The sequence below is a fragment of the Exiguobacterium sp. s7 genome (genome assembly GCF_018618195.1).
Classification (GTDB): Bacteria; Bacillota; Bacilli; order Exiguobacteriales; family Exiguobacteriaceae; genus Exiguobacterium; species Exiguobacterium mexicanum_A.
Map to the genome: position 1 here is coordinate 123,604 of NZ_JACSLO010000004.1, position 18,031 is coordinate 141,634.

16 protein-coding genes are annotated in these 18,031 nt (G+C 50.9%); 7 read left to right on the top strand and 9 right to left on the bottom strand.

Features of this window, described 5'->3' with window-relative positions:
• Positions 1 to 34: 34 nt before the first annotated feature.
• Together KNP79_RS07110 and KNP79_RS07115 are read right to left on the bottom strand one after the other, a co-directional pair.
• On the bottom strand, positions 35 to 1,312 hold the full coding sequence (locus tag KNP79_RS07110; RefSeq protein WP_215191710.1) for a glycoside hydrolase family 32 protein: 1,278 nt from the start codon (positions 1,310 to 1,312) through the stop codon (positions 35 to 37).
• A complete protein-coding gene (locus KNP79_RS07115) occupies positions 1,309 to 3,648 on the bottom strand; it encodes a glycoside hydrolase family 65 protein (protein WP_214825280.1) in 2,340 nt (779 codons plus the stop codon). The genes KNP79_RS07110 and KNP79_RS07115 overlap by 4 nt, the downstream gene beginning before the upstream one ends.
• 171 nt (positions 3,649 to 3,819) lie before the next feature.
• On the opposite strand from KNP79_RS07115, the gene KNP79_RS07120 reads away from it, so the two are divergent.
• Entirely contained in the window at positions 3,820 to 4,533 is a 714-nt protein-coding gene (locus KNP79_RS07120; protein ID WP_034779176.1) for a DUF1189 domain-containing protein, read from the top strand.
• Here the strand turns inward: KNP79_RS07120 and KNP79_RS07125 are convergent, their stop codons facing one another.
• Positions 4,534 to 5,550, bottom strand: coding sequence for a LacI family DNA-binding transcriptional regulator (locus KNP79_RS07125; protein ID WP_034779173.1), 1,017 nt, complete (start codon positions 5,548 to 5,550; stop codon positions 4,534 to 4,536).
• A gap of 230 nt (positions 5,551 to 5,780) precedes the next feature.
• Here KNP79_RS07125 and KNP79_RS07130 point away from each other — a divergent pair, with 230 nt between their 5' ends.
• The 5 genes from KNP79_RS07130 to KNP79_RS07150 are packed head-to-tail and all read left to right on the top strand — an operon-like array spanning position 5,781 to position 11,253.
• Positions 5,781 to 7,058, top strand: a complete 1,278-nt coding sequence (locus KNP79_RS07130; protein ID WP_034779172.1) for an ABC transporter substrate-binding protein — start codon at positions 5,781 to 5,783, stop codon at positions 7,056 to 7,058.
• Positions 7,059 to 7,118: 60 nt separating this feature from the next.
• Entirely contained in the window at positions 7,119 to 8,084 is a 966-nt protein-coding gene (locus KNP79_RS07135) for a carbohydrate ABC transporter permease (RefSeq protein ID WP_215191712.1), read from the top strand.
• A gap of 12 nt (positions 8,085 to 8,096) precedes the next feature.
• The gene (locus KNP79_RS07140) at positions 8,097 to 8,921 is read left to right on the top strand and encodes a carbohydrate ABC transporter permease (protein WP_084592872.1); all 825 of its coding nucleotides are present in this window, start codon (positions 8,097 to 8,099) and stop codon (positions 8,919 to 8,921) included.
• Positions 8,922 to 8,932: 11 nt separating this feature from the next.
• Positions 8,933 to 9,583 (top strand): beta-phosphoglucomutase, encoded by a 651-nt coding sequence (gene pgmB / locus KNP79_RS07145; protein WP_034779166.1) that lies wholly within the window; start codon positions 8,933 to 8,935, stop codon positions 9,581 to 9,583.
• A gap of 56 nt (positions 9,584 to 9,639) precedes the next feature.
• Positions 9,640 to 11,253 carry an alpha,alpha-phosphotrehalase gene (locus KNP79_RS07150; protein WP_034779164.1) on the top strand — a complete coding sequence of 538 codons (1,614 nt, stop codon included), beginning with the start codon at positions 9,640 to 9,642 and terminating at the stop codon, positions 11,251 to 11,253.
• A gap of 11 nt (positions 11,254 to 11,264) precedes the next feature.
• Here the strand turns inward: KNP79_RS07150 and KNP79_RS07155 are convergent, their stop codons facing one another.
• Together KNP79_RS07155 and KNP79_RS07160 are read right to left on the bottom strand one after the other, a co-directional pair.
• On the bottom strand, positions 11,265 to 11,417 hold the full coding sequence (locus tag KNP79_RS07155; RefSeq protein ID WP_198662218.1) for a hypothetical protein: 153 nt from the start codon (positions 11,415 to 11,417) through the stop codon (positions 11,265 to 11,267).
• A gap of 49 nt (positions 11,418 to 11,466) precedes the next feature.
• Positions 11,467 to 11,613 carry a hypothetical protein gene (locus KNP79_RS07160; protein ID WP_200881506.1) on the bottom strand — a complete coding sequence of 49 codons (147 nt, stop codon included), beginning with the start codon at positions 11,611 to 11,613 and terminating at the stop codon, positions 11,467 to 11,469.
• 246 nt (positions 11,614 to 11,859) lie between these two features.
• Between KNP79_RS07160 and KNP79_RS07165 the strand changes: the two genes are divergently transcribed.
• Entirely contained in the window at positions 11,860 to 13,302 is a 1,443-nt protein-coding gene (locus KNP79_RS07165; RefSeq protein WP_215191714.1) for a carbon starvation CstA family protein, read from the top strand.
• Between the two features lie 30 nt (positions 13,303 to 13,332).
• Here the strand turns inward: KNP79_RS07165 and KNP79_RS07170 are convergent, their stop codons facing one another.
• The 4 genes from KNP79_RS07170 to KNP79_RS07185 all read right to left on the bottom strand — a co-directional run bounded on the left by KNP79_RS07170 (position 13,333) and on the right by KNP79_RS07185 (position 17,961).
• Positions 13,333 to 14,508 (bottom strand): sensor histidine kinase, encoded by a 1,176-nt coding sequence (locus KNP79_RS07170; RefSeq protein ID WP_215191716.1) that lies wholly within the window; start codon positions 14,506 to 14,508, stop codon positions 13,333 to 13,335.
• A 204-nt stretch (positions 14,509 to 14,712) separates the two neighbouring features.
• On the bottom strand, positions 14,713 to 15,414 hold the full coding sequence (locus KNP79_RS07175; protein ID WP_332908946.1) for a peptidoglycan DD-metalloendopeptidase family protein: 702 nt from the start codon (positions 15,412 to 15,414) through the stop codon (positions 14,713 to 14,715).
• Positions 15,415 to 15,865: 451 nt separating this feature from the next.
• A complete protein-coding gene (locus KNP79_RS07180; protein ID WP_029594721.1) occupies positions 15,866 to 16,447 on the bottom strand; it encodes a YdhK family protein in 582 nt (193 codons plus the stop codon).
• 26 nt (positions 16,448 to 16,473) lie between these two features.
• Positions 16,474 to 17,961, bottom strand: a complete 1,488-nt coding sequence (locus KNP79_RS07185; RefSeq protein ID WP_029594722.1) for a multicopper oxidase family protein — start codon at positions 17,959 to 17,961, stop codon at positions 16,474 to 16,476.
• Positions 17,962 to 18,031: the final 70 nt, after the last annotated feature.

Genomic DNA, 18,031 nt, shown 5'->3' on the forward strand with positions numbered 1-18,031 from the left:
CAACACCCGAGACCAGTGTCTCGGGTGTTGTCGGTTAAAAACGGTGTAAGATTGCTTCTAAGTCACCACGTAGTTGATGGGTGCGTGAAGACGTTGGATAGACGCGGCTCGAGAAGACGAACTCGCCATCGTTCACGAATACCTCCATAGAAGACGCGTCGACGAAAATCCGGAACGTCGTGCCTGTTGCCTGTAGCCGGCGGACATCTGTGCCTCGTGTCAATTCGAGCCAATCGCCTGTTTTCGAGAAAGTAGCGGCGTTCCCGAAACAGTCGAATTGAAAATCGTTTTGCGTCTCGAAGGACAATTCGAACGCATCTCCTTCAAACTTCGGACCAGCCAACACATGACTTTGTTGTCGAAGCGAAATTATCTCTTCAATCGGTGTCATGTATAAACAATTATCCCGAAGCGACAGTTCACGTGGAATCGTCATCTGGTTCGTCCATCCCTCGGCTTGTTCAGGCCACTCGCATTCCCACATCGCATTCCATCCGATTAAAATACGCCGGCCGCGCTCGTCGAGGAACGTTTGAGCCGCGTAAAAGTCATGACCATAATCGAGTTCAGTGAAGGCACCATGCGTAAAATGCGGGAGTTCGAGATCGAGTGTACCCACGAAATACCCACATTGATGTAGGTTATGATACCGGTCACCGTCTGGCTCCATTCCTTGGGGTGATAGGAGCAATACGTCTTGACCGTCAAGCGAGAAGACGTCCGGGCATTCCCACATCCAACCGTGGCGTCCGGTTTCTCCGGCAATGACGCCACGCTCGGACCAATGGATGGCGTCGTCCGATCCATACAAGACGACTTTCCCGTCCGTCGCGTCACGCGTGCCGAGTACCATGTAGAAACGGCCGTCCGCTTCCCATACCTTTGGGTCCCGGACATGGGCGTTTCCCTGTTGCGGGATTTCAGAGATGATAGGATTCTGTGCGGACTTCACGAATGTCACTCCATCGGCGGAAGTGGCGAGACACTGGACTTGACGCAATGTCTCCCGTTTCTCGTCGAGCCATGTGTTGCCCGTGTAGTAGAGATGAAGTACCCCATCTTTCACTAAGGCGCTTCCGGAGAAGACGCCGTCGCGGTCATAGTCATGATCTGGCCGAAGTGCAATCGGTTTATGTTCCCAATGAAGGAGGTCGGTCGATGTGGCGTGTCCCCAGTGCATATCGTCCCACTCCACACCGAACGGATGATACTGATAAAACAAATGATAGACACCGTTGAACTGACAGAGTCCGTTCGGGTCGTTCATCCAACCGAAGGGCGGAGCGAAATGGTAACAGGGACGATAGCTCATACGGACAACACTTCACTTGTGAACGTATCCGTGATTTCTCGTTGTTCGCCATATACTTCGATGATGAGCGGTTCGGTCGATGGTGTTCGACGCGTGATGGTGACTTGCTCTTGTGACGCGTGAACGTCAAGCGTCTCACCTTTCCAATCGATCGAATACGCGAGGGCGTTCCATGCTTTCGGGAGCATTGGCGAGATGCGCAAGTTTCCGCCTGTCATCCGGACGCCGCCGAAACCGTTGACGACCGCTTGCCAAATCCCACCGAGCGACGCTGCGTGGATGCCTGCGTCGGATGTCTTCATGTTCGGCCCGAGATCGATTTCAGATGCGCGACGGAACAAGTCGTAGGCGAGTTCTTGATCGCCGAGATCAGAGGCGAGGACGCTATGTGTTGAGAGAGAGAGCGACGAGTCATGTAGTGTCTTCGGCTCATAGTACTCCCAGTTGGCACGTTTGACGTCTGCTGGGAACAAGTCTTCGAGCAGGTACATCAAAATCATGACGTCTGCTTGTTTCGATACTTGAATCTCGTTCACTTGCTCAAGGTTGTAGTCGTAGAACATCGAGCCGACGTTTTCTTGATTTTTGTATTTCGTCAAATCGATGATTTCTTTCTGCAAATACGTATCATCTTGTGGCAAGACACCGTCTTCACGGACTTGTGGCAAGTAAATCAAATCGAGGACGTGGCGGAACCGTTCGTCGGCTGTCCTAAGATCTAGTTTTTCGTTCAACCGCTCGTATAGTTCTGGTTTCTCATTGCGGAGCAGTTCCACGTATTCAATCGCTGTTTGGATGTTCCAGTGCGCCGTATAGTTCGTGAACGCGTTGTTGTCGACATGTTCCTTATATTCATCGGGACCGACGACTTGATTGATTTCATAACGACCCTCTGCTTCATCCCACTCAAGTCGGCTCGCCCAGAACTTGGCCGTATCGATGAGCAATTCATAGCCGTAACTGTCCATGAAGTCTTGGTCACCCGTGACATGATAGTATTGCCAAGCCGCGAACGCGATGTCGGACGTGATATGTTGCTCGATAAAGCCAGACCATATTTTTGTGGCTTCCCCGGTCACGATGTCGGCTGCACCCCAGACCGGTGTCACTTCACCGTCGTCGAGCCATGCCGATTCCCAAGGGAACATCGCGCCTTCATATCCGTTCTCTTTCGCTTTTCGGTGCGCTCCTGGCAACGAGAGATAACGATATTCGAGCAAACTACGTGCGATTTTTGGGTTTGTGTACGTGTAGTAAGGCAAGATAAAGATTTCTGTGTCCCAGAATGTATGCCCTTTATAACCTTCACCTGATAAGCCTTTCGCCGCGACGTTCATCCGATTGTCATGTTTCGGTGTCATGACTGCCAAATGATATTGGGCGAACCGAACGGCCAACTGATCGAACATTTCTTCTGATTCGATGGTGATCGGTGCGTGCGACCAGACGAGATTGTCCCAAGCATTGACGTGATCGATAAACAAACGGTCATAGCCACGTGCTTCGACTTCGCGCGTCACGCTCAACGCATAGTTTGCAAGTTCTGCTGTTGTGTCCACTGGCAATTCTTGATCACGAGAAGTGAAAACAGTCGAGTATTTCTCGATTGTCAGCGTCTCGTTCGCCGGGATGACGATGTTTGAATAGTCGAAGAAAATTTGGCGACGGTCCATCTTGATGATGGATTTCGGTTCGAATAATTCATGTTGACTGAATCGGTGGACGCTATGGAAAGCAAAGTCGATGCCGGATTCTGTCGTCGTTTGGAGCTGTTGCATGAAACGGCCGTCATAGAGACGTTTGTCGCCTTCTAAAAAGTGTTGGACGCCACTGTTGGTCATTTGTCCATTAATGCCGGATGTCATCGTCAACACGCTCTCTTGCTTTGGTGTGACAGTGACGCGTTGGGCAATGACATGCAAGTTGGCCATCGACACGAAACGACGGAAGACGAGGTCATAGACGTCACCGTCAGGACTTTGCCACGTCACTTCACGTACCAGTTCAGCCTGTTTCAAGTTGAGTGTACGCCGATACGTGAGAATTGTACCTTGGGTGAGGTCAAACCGAATCCCGTTCAATGTAAACTCCATCCACAACACATCCGCCGCGTTCGGAAGTTCCGTCACTTCGTTATGAGCAAATTTATTGAATGTTCCAGCGACGAATAAATTTCGTTGCTCGTTGGCATAGTGTTCCTCCGTAACCGAACGAAGTCCCATATAGCCGTTTCCAAGTGAAAAGACGGCTTCTCCTTTACCGAGCCATTTTGTGCGGAACCCGTCCTCTGAGACGAGCCAATGTTCTAACTCTCCAGTACCAGTCGTATAGTTCATCAGTGTATTCGTCACCTTGTAACCTCCTGTATAATAAAGCGCTTTCTTGATTCGACCCCATTCTATCCGAAACGTTTCGGATATTCAATACCAATTTTCCTTTAATTTCTTTCCCTAGCTTCGAAAACGTGATTAAATGGGGTCAGAAACGTTTTAGAAAAGAGGTTTGACATGGAGCAGGTGATTGCTAGTCTGGGGTTTCAATTCGAAAAGGTACAAGCGTGGAGAAAACAATCAATCTGGAAGTCAATCTTCTATGTGATCATCGCGGTGATGTTGGCGAATGCGTTCGTATTTGGTTTAAAGTGGGTGAACCAATCAAACGAAACGCCAACGAATTTGCCGGCGTTTACAGTCACAGAGGACGGAATTCAATACGAAGAGCCATTCCTATTCAACATGGAAGTGCTGGATTTGGCAGTGATGGTAGGAGAGGAACGTGAAACGGATGCGTTGCAGACGCTCTTGTTGGATGATTCGGGCTGGGTATTCAAACGTAGCGGTGTCTCGACTGAGTTGAAGGAATACAGTAGCTTACTCGAATTTTTAGGCGAGACGGAATTAACGGAACGAGATGTCGCACGGATTCTCGACGATTTGGAATGGTTCTATCCGCTCTACATTTATGGGGCGATCGTGGTAGACGTATTGATTCATCTCGTCGTCATTTCCTTCCTCGCGCTCGCAGGACTCGGATTCCGTCGCTTCGTGCCGATTCGCTATAAAGAGGCGTGGACGATTACGGCTTATGGCATCACAGCACCTCTGTTAGTGCGAACGGTCATTGCTTTATTGCCGGTCACCGTGCCGATGCTAGCTGTTCTATATTGGGCGACCGTCGGCATCTTTGCGTTTATGACGATACGAAAAATCGGCGATGAATGATCATCGCCGATTTTTCGCGACCGATTCTCTTAGAATCAGCTCGTTATTGACGAACGCCTCGTGCGGCACGTCTTGTCCCTCGACGATATGGACGACCATCGAAGCTGCCTTACGGCCCATCTCATACGGCTGTTGGCCCACAGTGGTGAGGGGCGGGGACACATATTGAGACAATAAGATGTTATCGAACCCGATAATCGACAGGTCTTCCGGCACATTCAAGCCGAGTTCGCGTGTGGCCTGAAGGACACCGAGCGCCATCACGTCGGAAGCGCAGAAGAACGCGGTCACCTCGGGATGGTTCAGCAAAAACGGCAAGGCCGCGCTTTTTGAGGCGAGTTCTTCGAAATCACCGTTCAATACGTAATCGTCACGAAACTCGATCCCGTTCTCTTGAAGCACTTGACGATATGCGTCATATCGGACCGTCGAGACATACGCGTGGGCCGCACCGTTCATGAAGGCGATGTGACGGTGTCCGAGTCGAATCAAATAGCGGACGGCCTGCTTGGCGCTTTCGAGTTGGTTTGAAGTCACGTATCCGGTGTTCACACCTTCGACGGGAATGTCGACTAATACGCAAGGAACTGTGCTCTCGATGGCTTCAAGCAAGTACGGATCATCGCGTTTCAACCCTTGGATGACGACACCGTCAAGCTGGCGTTCGGCGCACATCTGGCCGTATGTCTTATTTTTTTGTTTAGAAGTCGTCGTCGAGAGGAGGACGAACTCGTAATCGAGCATGGACAGCTCGTCCGATACGCCACAGAGCGTCTCGAACAGAAAATTATCTTTCACACTCTCTCGTTTTAAGTCGGTGACGAGAAAACCGATCGTCTTCGATTGTTTCTTAACTAAGCTACGGGCCAGGATGTTTGGGCTGTAACCGAGCTCTTTCGCGACGCTCATAATTTTGTCCCGCGTCTCTTTGTTCACATCGTCATACCCGTTCAACGCCCGGGACACGGTCGTGACGGAAAAACCTGACGCTTTGGAGACATCTTTCAAAGTGGCCATGGTGGTAAACTCCTTCTCTATGAAAACGTTATGGGTAATGTTCGATTTATGATTTGATATCTATAGTCTAGACGGAGAGTGTAATGTCTGTAAACCTCTAAAAATAAGGGTTTTAAGCCTGTTTAAAAATAACACTTGATTTCCGAAACGTTTCGGGTATAAAATCAGGTTGTGAGTTGAAAGCGGTTACTTTAATTCGAGTTTGATCATCCATAAGGAGGAAATTACACATGAATAAAAAAGTATCAAAGCCATTATCTGTTTTCATGCTATCAGGTCTTGTGTTCACTGCCGCGTGCGGCGGAGAAGAGGAGGCGCAAGTTGCTTCAGACCCGTCTGAGCTTGAAGGGAAAGAAATCACGGTCGGGACGTGGAAAGGGACAGACGCTGAAGTCAAAGCGTTCGATGAATTGCTAGCGGCTTTCACGGACGAGACAGGCATCAAAGTGAAGAAGAAAGTTTATAACGATTATCAAACACAACTTCAAACTGACCTTGTCGGAGGAACGGCACCAGATGTCTTTTATGTCGATGCTTTTCTTGCCCCTGAACTTTCGAAGCAAGGCGTGCTCGAGCCACTCGATCAATATGTAGACCAAACTGAAAAAGATTTGGGCGACTTTTATGAGCCGGCCATCAATGCTTTTAAATCAGAAGATCAGTTGTTCGGGCTACCGAAAGACTATTCAACGCTCGGTCTCTATTATAACAAGAAGATGATTGAGGATGCCGGATTCACAGCGGACGATATTCCGACGGAGATGGAAGAACTTCCTGGGTTCTTGAAAGAGTTACAGGGGGAGCTCCCATCTGGTGTGACGCCAGCCATCACATCATCTGAGTTAGCGCGTCATATGTTCGTACTTCAGTCAGGTGGCACAGATATCGTCGATGGAGATGGGAAAGCGGTCTTGTCGCAACAAGATCAAATTGCTGCCTTGCAGCCACTTGTGGATGCCTACCAAGATAAACTTGTTCAACGTCCAGCTGACCTTGGTCAAGGTTGGGCCGGTGACTCGTTCGGGGCTGAAAAAGCTGCCATCATGATTGAAGGGAACTGGGCGATTTCACATATCCAGCAAAACTTCCCGGATGTCGAAATGGGAACGAAAGAAGTCCCGACAATCGGTGGCGATAGCGGTTCAATGATGTTCACTGTATCGTACTCACTCAATAGCGATTCGGAAGAGAAAGCCGCGGGTTGGGAGTTCATTGATTACGCAACATCGAAAGATGGTATGAAAATCTGGTCTGAAGGGGCAGGCGTCCTTCCGTCACTCAAATCAATTGCAGAAGAGCTTAACCTTCAAGACGATGAGTTGAAAGCACCGTTCGTTGCAGCTGGAGCGTATGCGACTCCTTGGCAAAAAGGGGACTCCCTCTCAATCGTTGCCCGTGAATACAACAACTTGTTGCCGGCAGCTCTAAAAGGCGACATGACGCTTGAAGAAGCGATGAAAAAAGCAGAAGAGACAGCGAATAAAGACATCGAGACGCAATTGCAATAAAGAAACAATTGGGCTCGCGTAACCGCGCGAGCCTCGTTGTGTTCGGAGAGGGAGGATCATATGGGCACACAGCTCGAAATCAATCGGCGTACGGATGCGGCATCGCAAGCACCACCGCCTAAAAAGAAAAAAGGTAGTGAGCGCAACCGTCGTGAATCGATGCAGGGCATCACGTTCATGTTGCCGACGCTGATCATCTTAGTGACATTCACGTTACTTCCGATTGCGTACTCGCTGTTCTTGTCGTTTACGCGCGTCAATTTATTTGGCGGCATCGATTTCCAATGGGTCGGCTTTGATAACTACGTCAACGCGTGGAACGATGACCGGGTCTGGACAGCGTTAAAGAACACGTTCCGATATGCGTTGTTCGTCGTCCCGATTCAAACGACGATTGCCCTGTTGATGGCTGCCGTCCTTAATTCAGGGATTCGGTTCCAAAACACGTTCCGGACGATTTACTTTTTGCCGACACTCACATCGAGTTCGGCGCTCACGATGATTTTTATGTTCTTATTCAGTTTGAACGGTCCAATCAACAACGTCCTCGTCAGCCTTGGGTTTCTCGAGGCACCCGTCAACTTCATCAACGAGACCGACTTTGCGCTCACGACCATCATGGTCATGAACATCTGGTCGACGGTCCCATTCTTCATGACCATTTATTTGGCGGGACTGCAAGATATTCCATCGTCACTCTATGAAGCGGCGTCACTTGACGGGGCGAACGCATGGCAGAAATTGATGAAGATCACGGTGCCGAACTTGACGCCGGTCACAAACTACGTCTTATTGATGGGGATTATCGGTTGCTTCCAGTTGTTCGACCAGGCATATATCATCTCCGGAGGGACCGGGGGACCGAACAATGCGACGCTCACCTTCTCGCTCATCATCTATCAATATGCGTTCAAGACGATTGGGACGATGGGCTATGCGTCAGCGCTCGCAATCATCTTGACGGTCATCATCTTCACAGTGTCGATGCTTGCCCGTAAGTTGAACAAGGAAGAATCCAACTATTAAGGAGGAATGGATATGAAAAAGAAAAAATGGCCGCGTATCGTGATGTACGTCATTCTCATTTCCTACGCGCTCGTCACACTGTATCCATTCCTATGGGCAGTGCTCGCATCGTTCAAACCGTATAGTGAGATTGTGGCCGGGGGACTGACGCTTTGGCCGGAAAACCCGACACTCGCCAATTTTGAACATATCTTTACGAAAGATCCACTGTTCCCGCGATGGATCCTAAACTCGTTTTTAATTGCGACGGTCGGGACAATCGTGAACGTCATCTTCAACACGATGGCGGGTTATTCACTCGCGCGGCTTCGGTTCCCGGGACGGAACTACTTATTCCTCTTGATTCTCGCAGTCATGATGGTACCGGGACAGATTTTGCTCATCCCGAACTATTTGATTATGCGCTCGCTCGGGATTCTCGATACGTATTCTGCCTTGATTATTCCCGGGGCAATCAACTTCGCGTACATCTTCTTGATGCGACAGTTCTTCATCAACTTCCCGCGCGAAGTCGAAGAAGCGGCACAAGTCGATGGCCTTAACCGGTTTCAGACGTTTTGGCGCATCGTTTTCCCGATGGCGAAAGCCTCGGTCGCGACGCAAGCCGTCTTCGTATTCCTTGGCTTCTGGAACGAGTTCTTAAAACCGCTCCTCTACATCACGTCGCCCGAGAAATACACGCTTACGCTCGGACTACAGTCGTTCCAAAGTCAAAACGCGACACAGTGGAACTACATCATGGCGGCTTCAGTCGTCAGTATCATTCCAATCATCATTTTGTATATCCTACTGAATAAGTACTTCATGCAAGGGTTGCGAATCGGTGGGGACAAATAAGGAGAGTTACAATGAAAGCTTTTATTTTTGATTTAGACGGTGTGATCACCGATAGTGCCGAATATCATTATTTGGCTTGGAAGGCACTCGGCGAAGACCTCGGCATCCCATTTGACCGTGAGTTCAATGAGACGCTCAAAGGCGTCAGCCGGACCGAATCGCTCGAACGGATCCTTCGCCATGGAGGCCGAGAGAACGATTTTTCACCCGAAGAGAAGGAGCGACTCGCTACGAAAAAGAATGAACATTATGTCTCGCTCATCTCGAAGATTACGAGCGATGATATTCTGCCAGGAGTCGAGGCGTTTTTAAGCGAACTAAAAGAGGCAGGCTATAAGATTGGGATGGCGTCGGCGTCAAAGAACGCTCACATGGTGACACGCCAACTCGGTTTGCTCCATGCGTTTGATCATATCGTCGATGCGGCAACCGTCGTGGACTCGAAACCACATCCAGAAGTGTTCTTGAAAGCAGCCGAAGCGCTAGCTGTCGAGCCGAAGGACTGTGTCGGTGTGGAAGATGCGGTCGCGGGGGTTGAAGCGATCCATGCGGCTGGGATGTTTGCCGTCGGCATCGGAGATCCGGCCGTGTTGACCGAGGCCGATCTCGTTTTCACAGACACGACCGGTCTCACGCTCGACAACGTCTTGACACGGATTTAAAAAAACAAAGCCTCGAGTGGTGATGCTCGAGGCATTTTTGATGAGGAGGAGATCGAATGAAGCGAACATGGTGGAAAGAGGCCGTCGTGTATCAAGTGTACTGGCGTAGTTTCCTCGACACGAACGGGGATGGATACGGTGATTTAGAAGGGGTGCGCCGAAAGTTGCCGTACATCAAAGAACTCGGGGCAGACGTCGTGTGGCTGAACCCATTCTATGTCTCACCGGATAAAGACAACGGCTATGATATCGCCGACTACTACCAAGTCATGAACAAGGCGGGCACGATGAAGGACTTCGAGCTTTTGCTTCAGGAAGCACACGCCATCGGGCTCAAGGTCATTCTAGACCTCGTCGTCAATCATACATCTGATCAGCATGCATGGTTTTTAGAGGCGAAAGCATCGGTCGACTCACCAAAACGAGACTATTACATCTGGCATGACCCTGTAGACGGAAAAGCACCAAACAACTGGCGCTCGTACTTTGCGCCGTCGTGCTGGGAGTATCATGCGGAGAGCGGGCAATATTATTACCATTCATTCGCCGTCGAACAACCGGATTTGAACTGGGAAAACGCGGAGTTGCGACACGAGATTTATAAGATGATGCGCTTTTGGCTCGATCAAGGCATCGATGGGTTCCGGATGGACGTCATCAACTTGCTCGCGAAACGGAAAGATTTGTCGGATGTCGCTAATCCATATGACTTGAGTTACTTGGCGAATAATCCGGGCATCCACGAGTACCTTCAAGAGATGCATGAGGAAGTGTTGCGGCACTATGACTGCATGACAGTTGGTGAAATTCCATTCGTGACGCCAGCAGAAGGAGCACTCTATGTCGACGAGGCTCGCCATGAACTCGATACACTGTTCCATTTCCAAATCGCCGACGAAATGCCGACATGGGATATGTTGCGGTTCAAAGCGATTCAACGCGATTGGTATGAAGGGTTGAAAGGGCGGGGCTGGAACTCGCAGTTCTTGAACAACCACGATCACACGCGGCAAGTAACGCGTTACGGGAATGACGGGGAGCATCGTGTCGCCTCGGCCAAGCTACTTGCCACGCTCACGCATACACTCCCGGGCATGCCGTACATTTATCAAGGGGAAGAGATCGGGATGACCGGCGTCACGTTCGAATCGATTGACGATTACCAAGATATCGCCATGAAGAATCGTTATGTGGAAGAAGTAAGTAAAGGAAGAGAGGCAAAAGAGGTGTTGGCGAGCCTGCAACTGCTCAGCCGTGATAACTCCCGGACACCGATGCAGTGGAACGCCCAGTCCGAATCCGGTTTCACAGACGGCACCCCATGGATGACGGTTAACCCGAACTATGTCGAACTGAACGTCGAGGCGGACTTAGCGCGAGAAGATTCCGTCTTCCGTTACTATCAACAGCTGATTCAACTGCGAAAATCGCATGAGGCACTCGTGTATGGCGACTTTACAGACTTGCTCCCGCAAGACGAGTCGTTGCATCTGTATGAACGTACATTAGGGGACGAACGGTTCGTTATCGTCCTGAATCATTCGGATGATTCCCATGCACTTCCGATTACGACAGAGGGATACGACCTCGTGTTGCATAACCTCATCAATGACACTAATCAACTGTTGCCGCACGAGGCGCGGGTATACATGACAAAGCCCGCTCAATGAAGCGGGCTTTGTTATGTTTTCTTCGGCGAATCACTAAAAGCAAAATATATCCCGACGCCAATCGCGAGCCCGATCAAGTAGTTGTCGAGGGCGATGGCTAACGAGATACCGATTGCGAGTGCGAGCGGAAAAGCGTAGCTGCCGGTCGTCTGTTTGTTGGACATGGAGAATGCCTCCTTTGTCCAATAACTACGGGCGCCGCCTCAAAAAGTTTCAAGCCTTCTTCTTCGTCCCTTGGAACGCGAAGAACATCGCGATGCCGACCCCGAGTCCGAGCCACCAGTTATCGAACAACAGACCGAAGATGAGGACAAAGGCGACGGCGACCGGGAGTGCTAAAAATCCACGTTGACGTTTCACAAAAATCATCCTTTCTGCTTCTCTCTGTTCGACTGTTCCCGGTTTCGAATCATTTCATTCTAAAAGCAAGCGTTTTCATAAAAACGGCTCAACGCCAACGTTTGTCTAAAAGATGAACAGTTATATTTTCATGTGAAATTGTGAGCAAAATCATCTATTCAACAGCCGAGGACCCTGCTATATTAATCATGTGATATATTTCACATGAAGAAATCGTAAATCACTTATATATAGGAGGACCATCCCATGGTTACATTTTTCTTAGCGTTAGGACTGTTATTGCTCGGTTATATCATCTACGGCCGTTACGTCGAGAAGACGTTCGGTATCAAAGAAGAGCGGACGACGCCCGCCTATGCGTCACAGGACGGCGTCGACTACGTGCCGATGGGGACGAAGCGAAACTCGATGATTCAGCTGTTGAACATCGCCGGTGTCGGTCCGATCTTCGGTCCGATCATGGGCGCTTTGTATGGCCCGGTCGCGTTCCTTTGGATCGTGCTCGGTTCGATTTTCGCCGGCGCGGTGCATGACTATTTGACCGGGATGATCTCGCTTCGCAACAACGGGGCGCACTTGCCGCAGCTCGCCGAGAAGTTCCTCGGCCGGTCGCTCCGCCACGTCGTCAACGGCTTCGCGTTGCTCTTGCTGCTCTTAGTTGGGACCGTGTTCGTCACGTCACCGGCCAATATGATCAACAACTTGTTCGACGGCACCGGCTCGACGCTCGCCATCGTCACGTTCGGCATCTTTGCCTACTACATCTTGGCGACACTGCTCCCGGTCGATAAAATCATCGGCCGCATCTACCCGTTCTTCGGGGCGCTTCTGTTGTTGAGCGCCGTCGGCATCGCCGTCAGTCTATTCACGCAAGGCTATCAAATCCCGGAGATGACGTTGACGAACATGCATCCGGACGGCTTGCCGCTCTGGCCGCTCATCTTCTTCACGATCTCGTGCGGGGCACTGTCAGGCTTCCATGCTACGCAGTCACCGATCATCTCGCGGACGACGATGAAAGAGAGCAACGGTCGCAGTATTTTTTACGGCATGATGATCGTCGAAGCGGTCATCGCCATGATCTGGGCGGCTGCCGCCATGGCCATCTTCGAACCGGGTGAACTGCTCGCCATGATCAATGCCGGTACGCCGGCGCTCGTCGTCCAAGAAGTGGCGACGCTCATGCTCGGTAGCATCGGCGGCACGCTCGCCATCCTCGGCGTCATCGTCTTGCCGATCACGTCGGGCGACACGGCGTTCCGGAGTGCCCGCATGATCATCGCCGACTACTTGAACATCGTCCAGAAGAAGTTCACGTCACGGTTGTGGATCGCGCTCCCGCTCTTCGTCCTGTCGTTCATCTTGACGAAAGTCGACTTCCGTCTGTTGTGGCAATACTTCAACTGGGCCAACCAGACGACGGCGGTCATCGCTTTGTTCGTCGGTGCGACGTACTTGTATATCAAAGGACGGAACTACTGGATCGCCTTGTTGCCCGGGACGTTCATGTTGTATGTCGTCTGGTTCTACATTTTGACGGCTCCGATCGGCTTCAAGATGGACGGGGTGCTCCCGTATATTTTGGCCACAATCGGCACGGTCACACTGTTCGGCTTGTTCTTCCGCCACGCGAAAGCGATGCGCGAACAAGGGCTCGAGTGCGACATATCAAGCGATCAAGCAGCATGACAAAAGGGTTTGGCCTCGGCCAAACCCTTTTTAGTCGGTTGTCTCTTGTTCCGTGAGTAGCGTCGTACTCGTTGTGCTGTGGGAATACAGATAGATGGAGAACGTTGTCCCTTCTCCGTACACCGAGTCGGCGTGAATGCCCCAACCGTGTGCCTCGGCGATCCGTTTGCAGATGCGGAGGCCGAGCCCAGTCCCTTTGATCGGACGGTGGGCGTCCGAGTCGACTCGGTAGTATTCGTCGAACACGTACGGGATGGCGTCGCTCGGGATGCCGATCCCCGTGTCCCGTACCGACAGGACGTACGTGTCGCCCTCGGTCGTCATCTCGACATAGACCGTGCCGCCGTCCGGAGAGTACTTAATAGCGTTGCCAATCAAGTTGTGAAGCAACTGCAACAGTTTTTCCTCGTCGGCCTCGATCGTCACGTCGTCGGCTGACAAGATGACGTCGTGCTGGAGAGAAGTCGCCTTGTAATGGGCGACGACGTCCTCTAGCACCGGTCGCAAGGCGAACGTCGACATCGATAACAGTTCTTCGGAATAGTTCACCCGCTGATAGTCGAGGAAGTTGTCCACGAGGCGCTCGAGCCGCTCGGCTTCCCGTTTGACGAGCGTCAACATCCCGTGCGTCTTGTCGTTGTCGCTATGCTGGTACATGAGCAGTTCGGCGTAGCCGTTGATGGCTGTGAGCGGGGAGCGGAACTCGTGGGACAGCTCGGCGAGGAAGGCATCCTTCTGTTCCTCGAATCGGATCGAGTCGGTGATGTCGCGCCACATGATGAAGACGCCACGCGGGGTGTGCGTGAAGTTCGAAATGACTTGCATCGTCCGCTCGCCGATGCGGAGCGACTTCGCATCCATGCTCGGGCAACAGCCGAACCGGTTCGTCAACAGCTCATCCCAAAACAGCGTCACGTCGGTCATATCGGCCCCGTTCCGCTCGAGCGTCTCATAAAAGAAACGGGTCATATCGTCCATGCTTGGAAAGCGACGGGTCTCCATCGACGGACAGATGGCACGGAGCTGTTCATTCGAATACAGATGGTTCCGTGTGAAGTCGATATAGCAGACGGCATCCTGCACCTCTTCGACGAGCGAGGCGATCGGGAAGGCGTGAGGGGAGCGGGCGCGCTTCGTCACGACGGATCGACTGCTCGCGGACCGTCCATGATTTCGCCGTGCCGGATAAAATGACTTTCGATTCATGAGAGAACCTCCTTTCCATCAAAGGTTATATTATGAAAGTAAGTAAGTGCGTAGCATTCCCATTCATTATACGATATTCCGGCTTAATTCCCTATACCACCCATGGGCCTAGCTAAAAACCGGTCATGATCGGGACACTTGGACGATTCGGTCTCGATTCTAGGAAAAAACGCCTCCCTCGAGGATACGAGGAAGGCGTCAGGCTTAGAAGAACGTGTATGGGTTGACGCTATTGGCAGCCGTTGAGCTGCTATAGACGTATTTGTTTTTATGGACCTCGAAGTGGAGATGGTTCCCGAACGAGTTGCCGGTGTTGCCGACCGTACCGATTTTCCCACCCTTGGCGACCTTCTGTCCTTTGACGACGTTCAAGCGGTCCAAGTGGGCGTAGACGGTCGTATAGGCTTGACCGTTGATCGTGTGTGAAACCATGACGTGGTTGCCGTAGGCGCCGTAGTTCCGGGCGACGATGACTTGGCCGTATGCTGCCGACTGAACCGTCGTGCCTTTGGCGGCCGCCAAATCGATGCCGTTATGGAACGTGTAGCCATATTTTCCGCTCGCCGGGCCGTACCCTTGCGTCAACGTACCTTTTGTCGGCATGAGGAGCTTGCCCGCTGTCGCCGTTTGGAGTGATGTGCTGCTATATTTTTTTACATATGTACTCGAGACGTATTTTGTACTGCCGTTATAATTGATTTTCGTCCATGAACCGGTCGCGCCGAGATAGGTGAACGTTTGGCCGAGTTTGGCACTGCCGACTTTTTGGTAAGACGTCGATGGGCCGCTCCGCACGTTCAGGACATTCGTCGTGACTTTGACTTTATACGATGTAGCTGCCTCTACCGGTGTCGAAGCGGGAAGTGTCAAGCCGGAAACAAGAAGGGCGCCTAATGTAATCGTCATCAGTTGTTTTTTCATAGTATGGTAAATCCTTTCAATTATGTAACAATGCGACAGAACAATGATAATTACCTTACAAAAAAATTTTACCATCAAAAAATAGATTCTAATATGTCATTTATATTTCAAAAAAGTATAATCGTTATGAAAACGACAGTGTAGTGGGAAAAGTCGAGTTGTACCAACGTAATTGAGACATACAACGTTTTGTTGGTAAAAGAATATATGCCTAATATTCAAAAAAACTCCGATTTCTCATAGTTTAGCTTTTGAAAAACAGGGTAATTTTAATTAGTTTGGCCTAAATAAAAAAGACCGATGAGAATCAGCCGCTTTTGTCAGTCCTTTCCTTGAAGTGCTTCCTCTATACATAAGAAAAACCGAGGCATGCGCCCCGGTTTAGCGTGTCTGCCCTTACGGAGAAGGCGTGATCACGTTCAGATGAATATTTCGATTATGGTGCCGACAGTTCTTCCTCGGTGACCCATTTATGATTGGTCACTTCTTCACCTGATTCTAACGTGAAGTCGACCATATAGACGGTCGTCTTTTCAGCCGAATCGACGGTTGCCGTCGTGCCGCCCATTCCTTCCATATGTTCAGCCTCGACATCGATCTCATCGCCGACCTCATATGGTTCGGTCGTGGCGTTTTTGACTTCTTCATGGATAATCCATTTATGGTCTTCGATACGTTCACCCCCATGCGTCGGATCATACGAGATGCTGTATACGACCGTGTCGTAAGCACCGACAATCGTCGCTTCGGCTCCTTCCATACCTGGCATATGGGCTTCTGTGATGATGGCCGTGTCACCGACCGCGAACGTCGGGTTCTCCGCTGACTTCAAGCCTTCGGGGACGTCACCAGACCCGGACATATCCATTCCTGAATGGTCGTTTCCGTCCATCGTCTCTTCCATCTGGTCATTCATGTTCGTGTCATTGTTCGTCGTTTCATCTTCGCCGCAAGCAACGAGCAAACCGCTCAGTGAGAGTGCCATCGTCATCATTCCAAGTTTTTTGTTTATCTTCATTCCTATTCCCTCCAATTAACGTGTGATTAGTTTACTTTCAACTGTCCCATCATCCCGTTTTCTTCATGTTCCAGGATGTGGCAGTGATACATGAACGTCCCTGTCTCCCGAAACGTCATTTCAATTTTTACTTTTTCGCCCGGTGCGACAGCGACCGTATCTTTCCAACCGCGTTCGTTGTCAGGCGGGGGTTGGCCGTCCCGTTCAAGTATCCGGAATTGGACGCCGTGGACGTGGAACGGGTGGGTCATCCCGCCCATCATGTCTTCTCGATTATAAATTTCCCATATCTCGGTCGAACCTTGTTGGACATTGATGTCGATTCGATCGGGATCGAATTGTTTGCCGTCAATCGACACCATGTTGCCCATCCCGAACAACGTGAGGCGTCGGTCGGCAACGCTTGATTCGTTAGACGCAGACGTTCCGTCAAAGGCATCGCTCCATTCGCCGTCTTGATCGACCTCGTCACGCACCGTGAACGTCGTGAACGGAATCCCATCCGCTTGAAGAGCGAGATCGTCTCCGAGCGACAAGTCTGAGAAGTCGATTAATATCTCGGCACGTTCGCTAGGTGTGAGCGTCAACGTTTTGAGTGGTACGGGTTTGTCGAGCAACCCGCCGTCGGTCGCGATTTGAGTGAATGACGATCCGTTCGATAATGAGAAGTCGATGTTCCGAGCGTTAGAGCCGTTAACGAGACGGACGCGTAACGTGTTCGTGGTCACGTCGAACGTCGTATTGATGGCACCGTTCGCAATCAACGTATCGCCGACCGTCCCATCGACGTTCATCTGGCGATCGTAATCGAGTTGTCCGTCGTCTGTGAAGAGACGGTCTTGGACGATGAGCGGAATGTCATCGACACCGTACTCGTTTGGCAACCCGTTCTCCGCTTGGTCCGTTACGTACAAGAGTCCGGCCAGACCAAGGTATACTTGTTCGGCCGTTGCGCCCATCGGATGCGGATGGAACCAAAGCGTGCCCGGTTCTTGGTCAATCTCGAGACGAACTTGTTTTTGCTCACCGGGGCCAATCAGTTGGTGCGGTCCGCCGTCTTCTTCTCCAGGGATGACGAGACCGTGCCAATGGAAAGAGGTCGGTTCGGCGAGCTGATTGATCGTGTCGATATACACGGTCTTCCCAGCTGGCAACTCAATCATTGGGCCGAGTAAAGTCCCGTTATAGCCAAGCGTCTCGGTGTTGACGCCTTCGTCGAAGAAGCGATGCTCGCCACGTTCAGTGCGGACCGTATAATAAAGCGCCTCGTCTGTGACGCGGTCAGGTTGTAGCCGTTTCGGAATCGGAAGCGGTTGAGCTGGTTCGTCGGAGGTGATGAGGTCAATCGTGTTCCCACGTCCCATCCCACCATTGCCGTGCATCATGCCGCCATTGTCCCGATCTCCCATGAATGATCCGTTTCCCATCATCCAGCCTCCAGGAGCGAACGTGAACAACAGGAGGAGCAGTCCAATCACGATACTTACGATAACCATCCCGATAATCCATTTCATGACGCGGTTCATAAGGCATCATCCTTTCTAGTTAAAGCGAGAACCTATTTAGTTATACCAACAACTTATG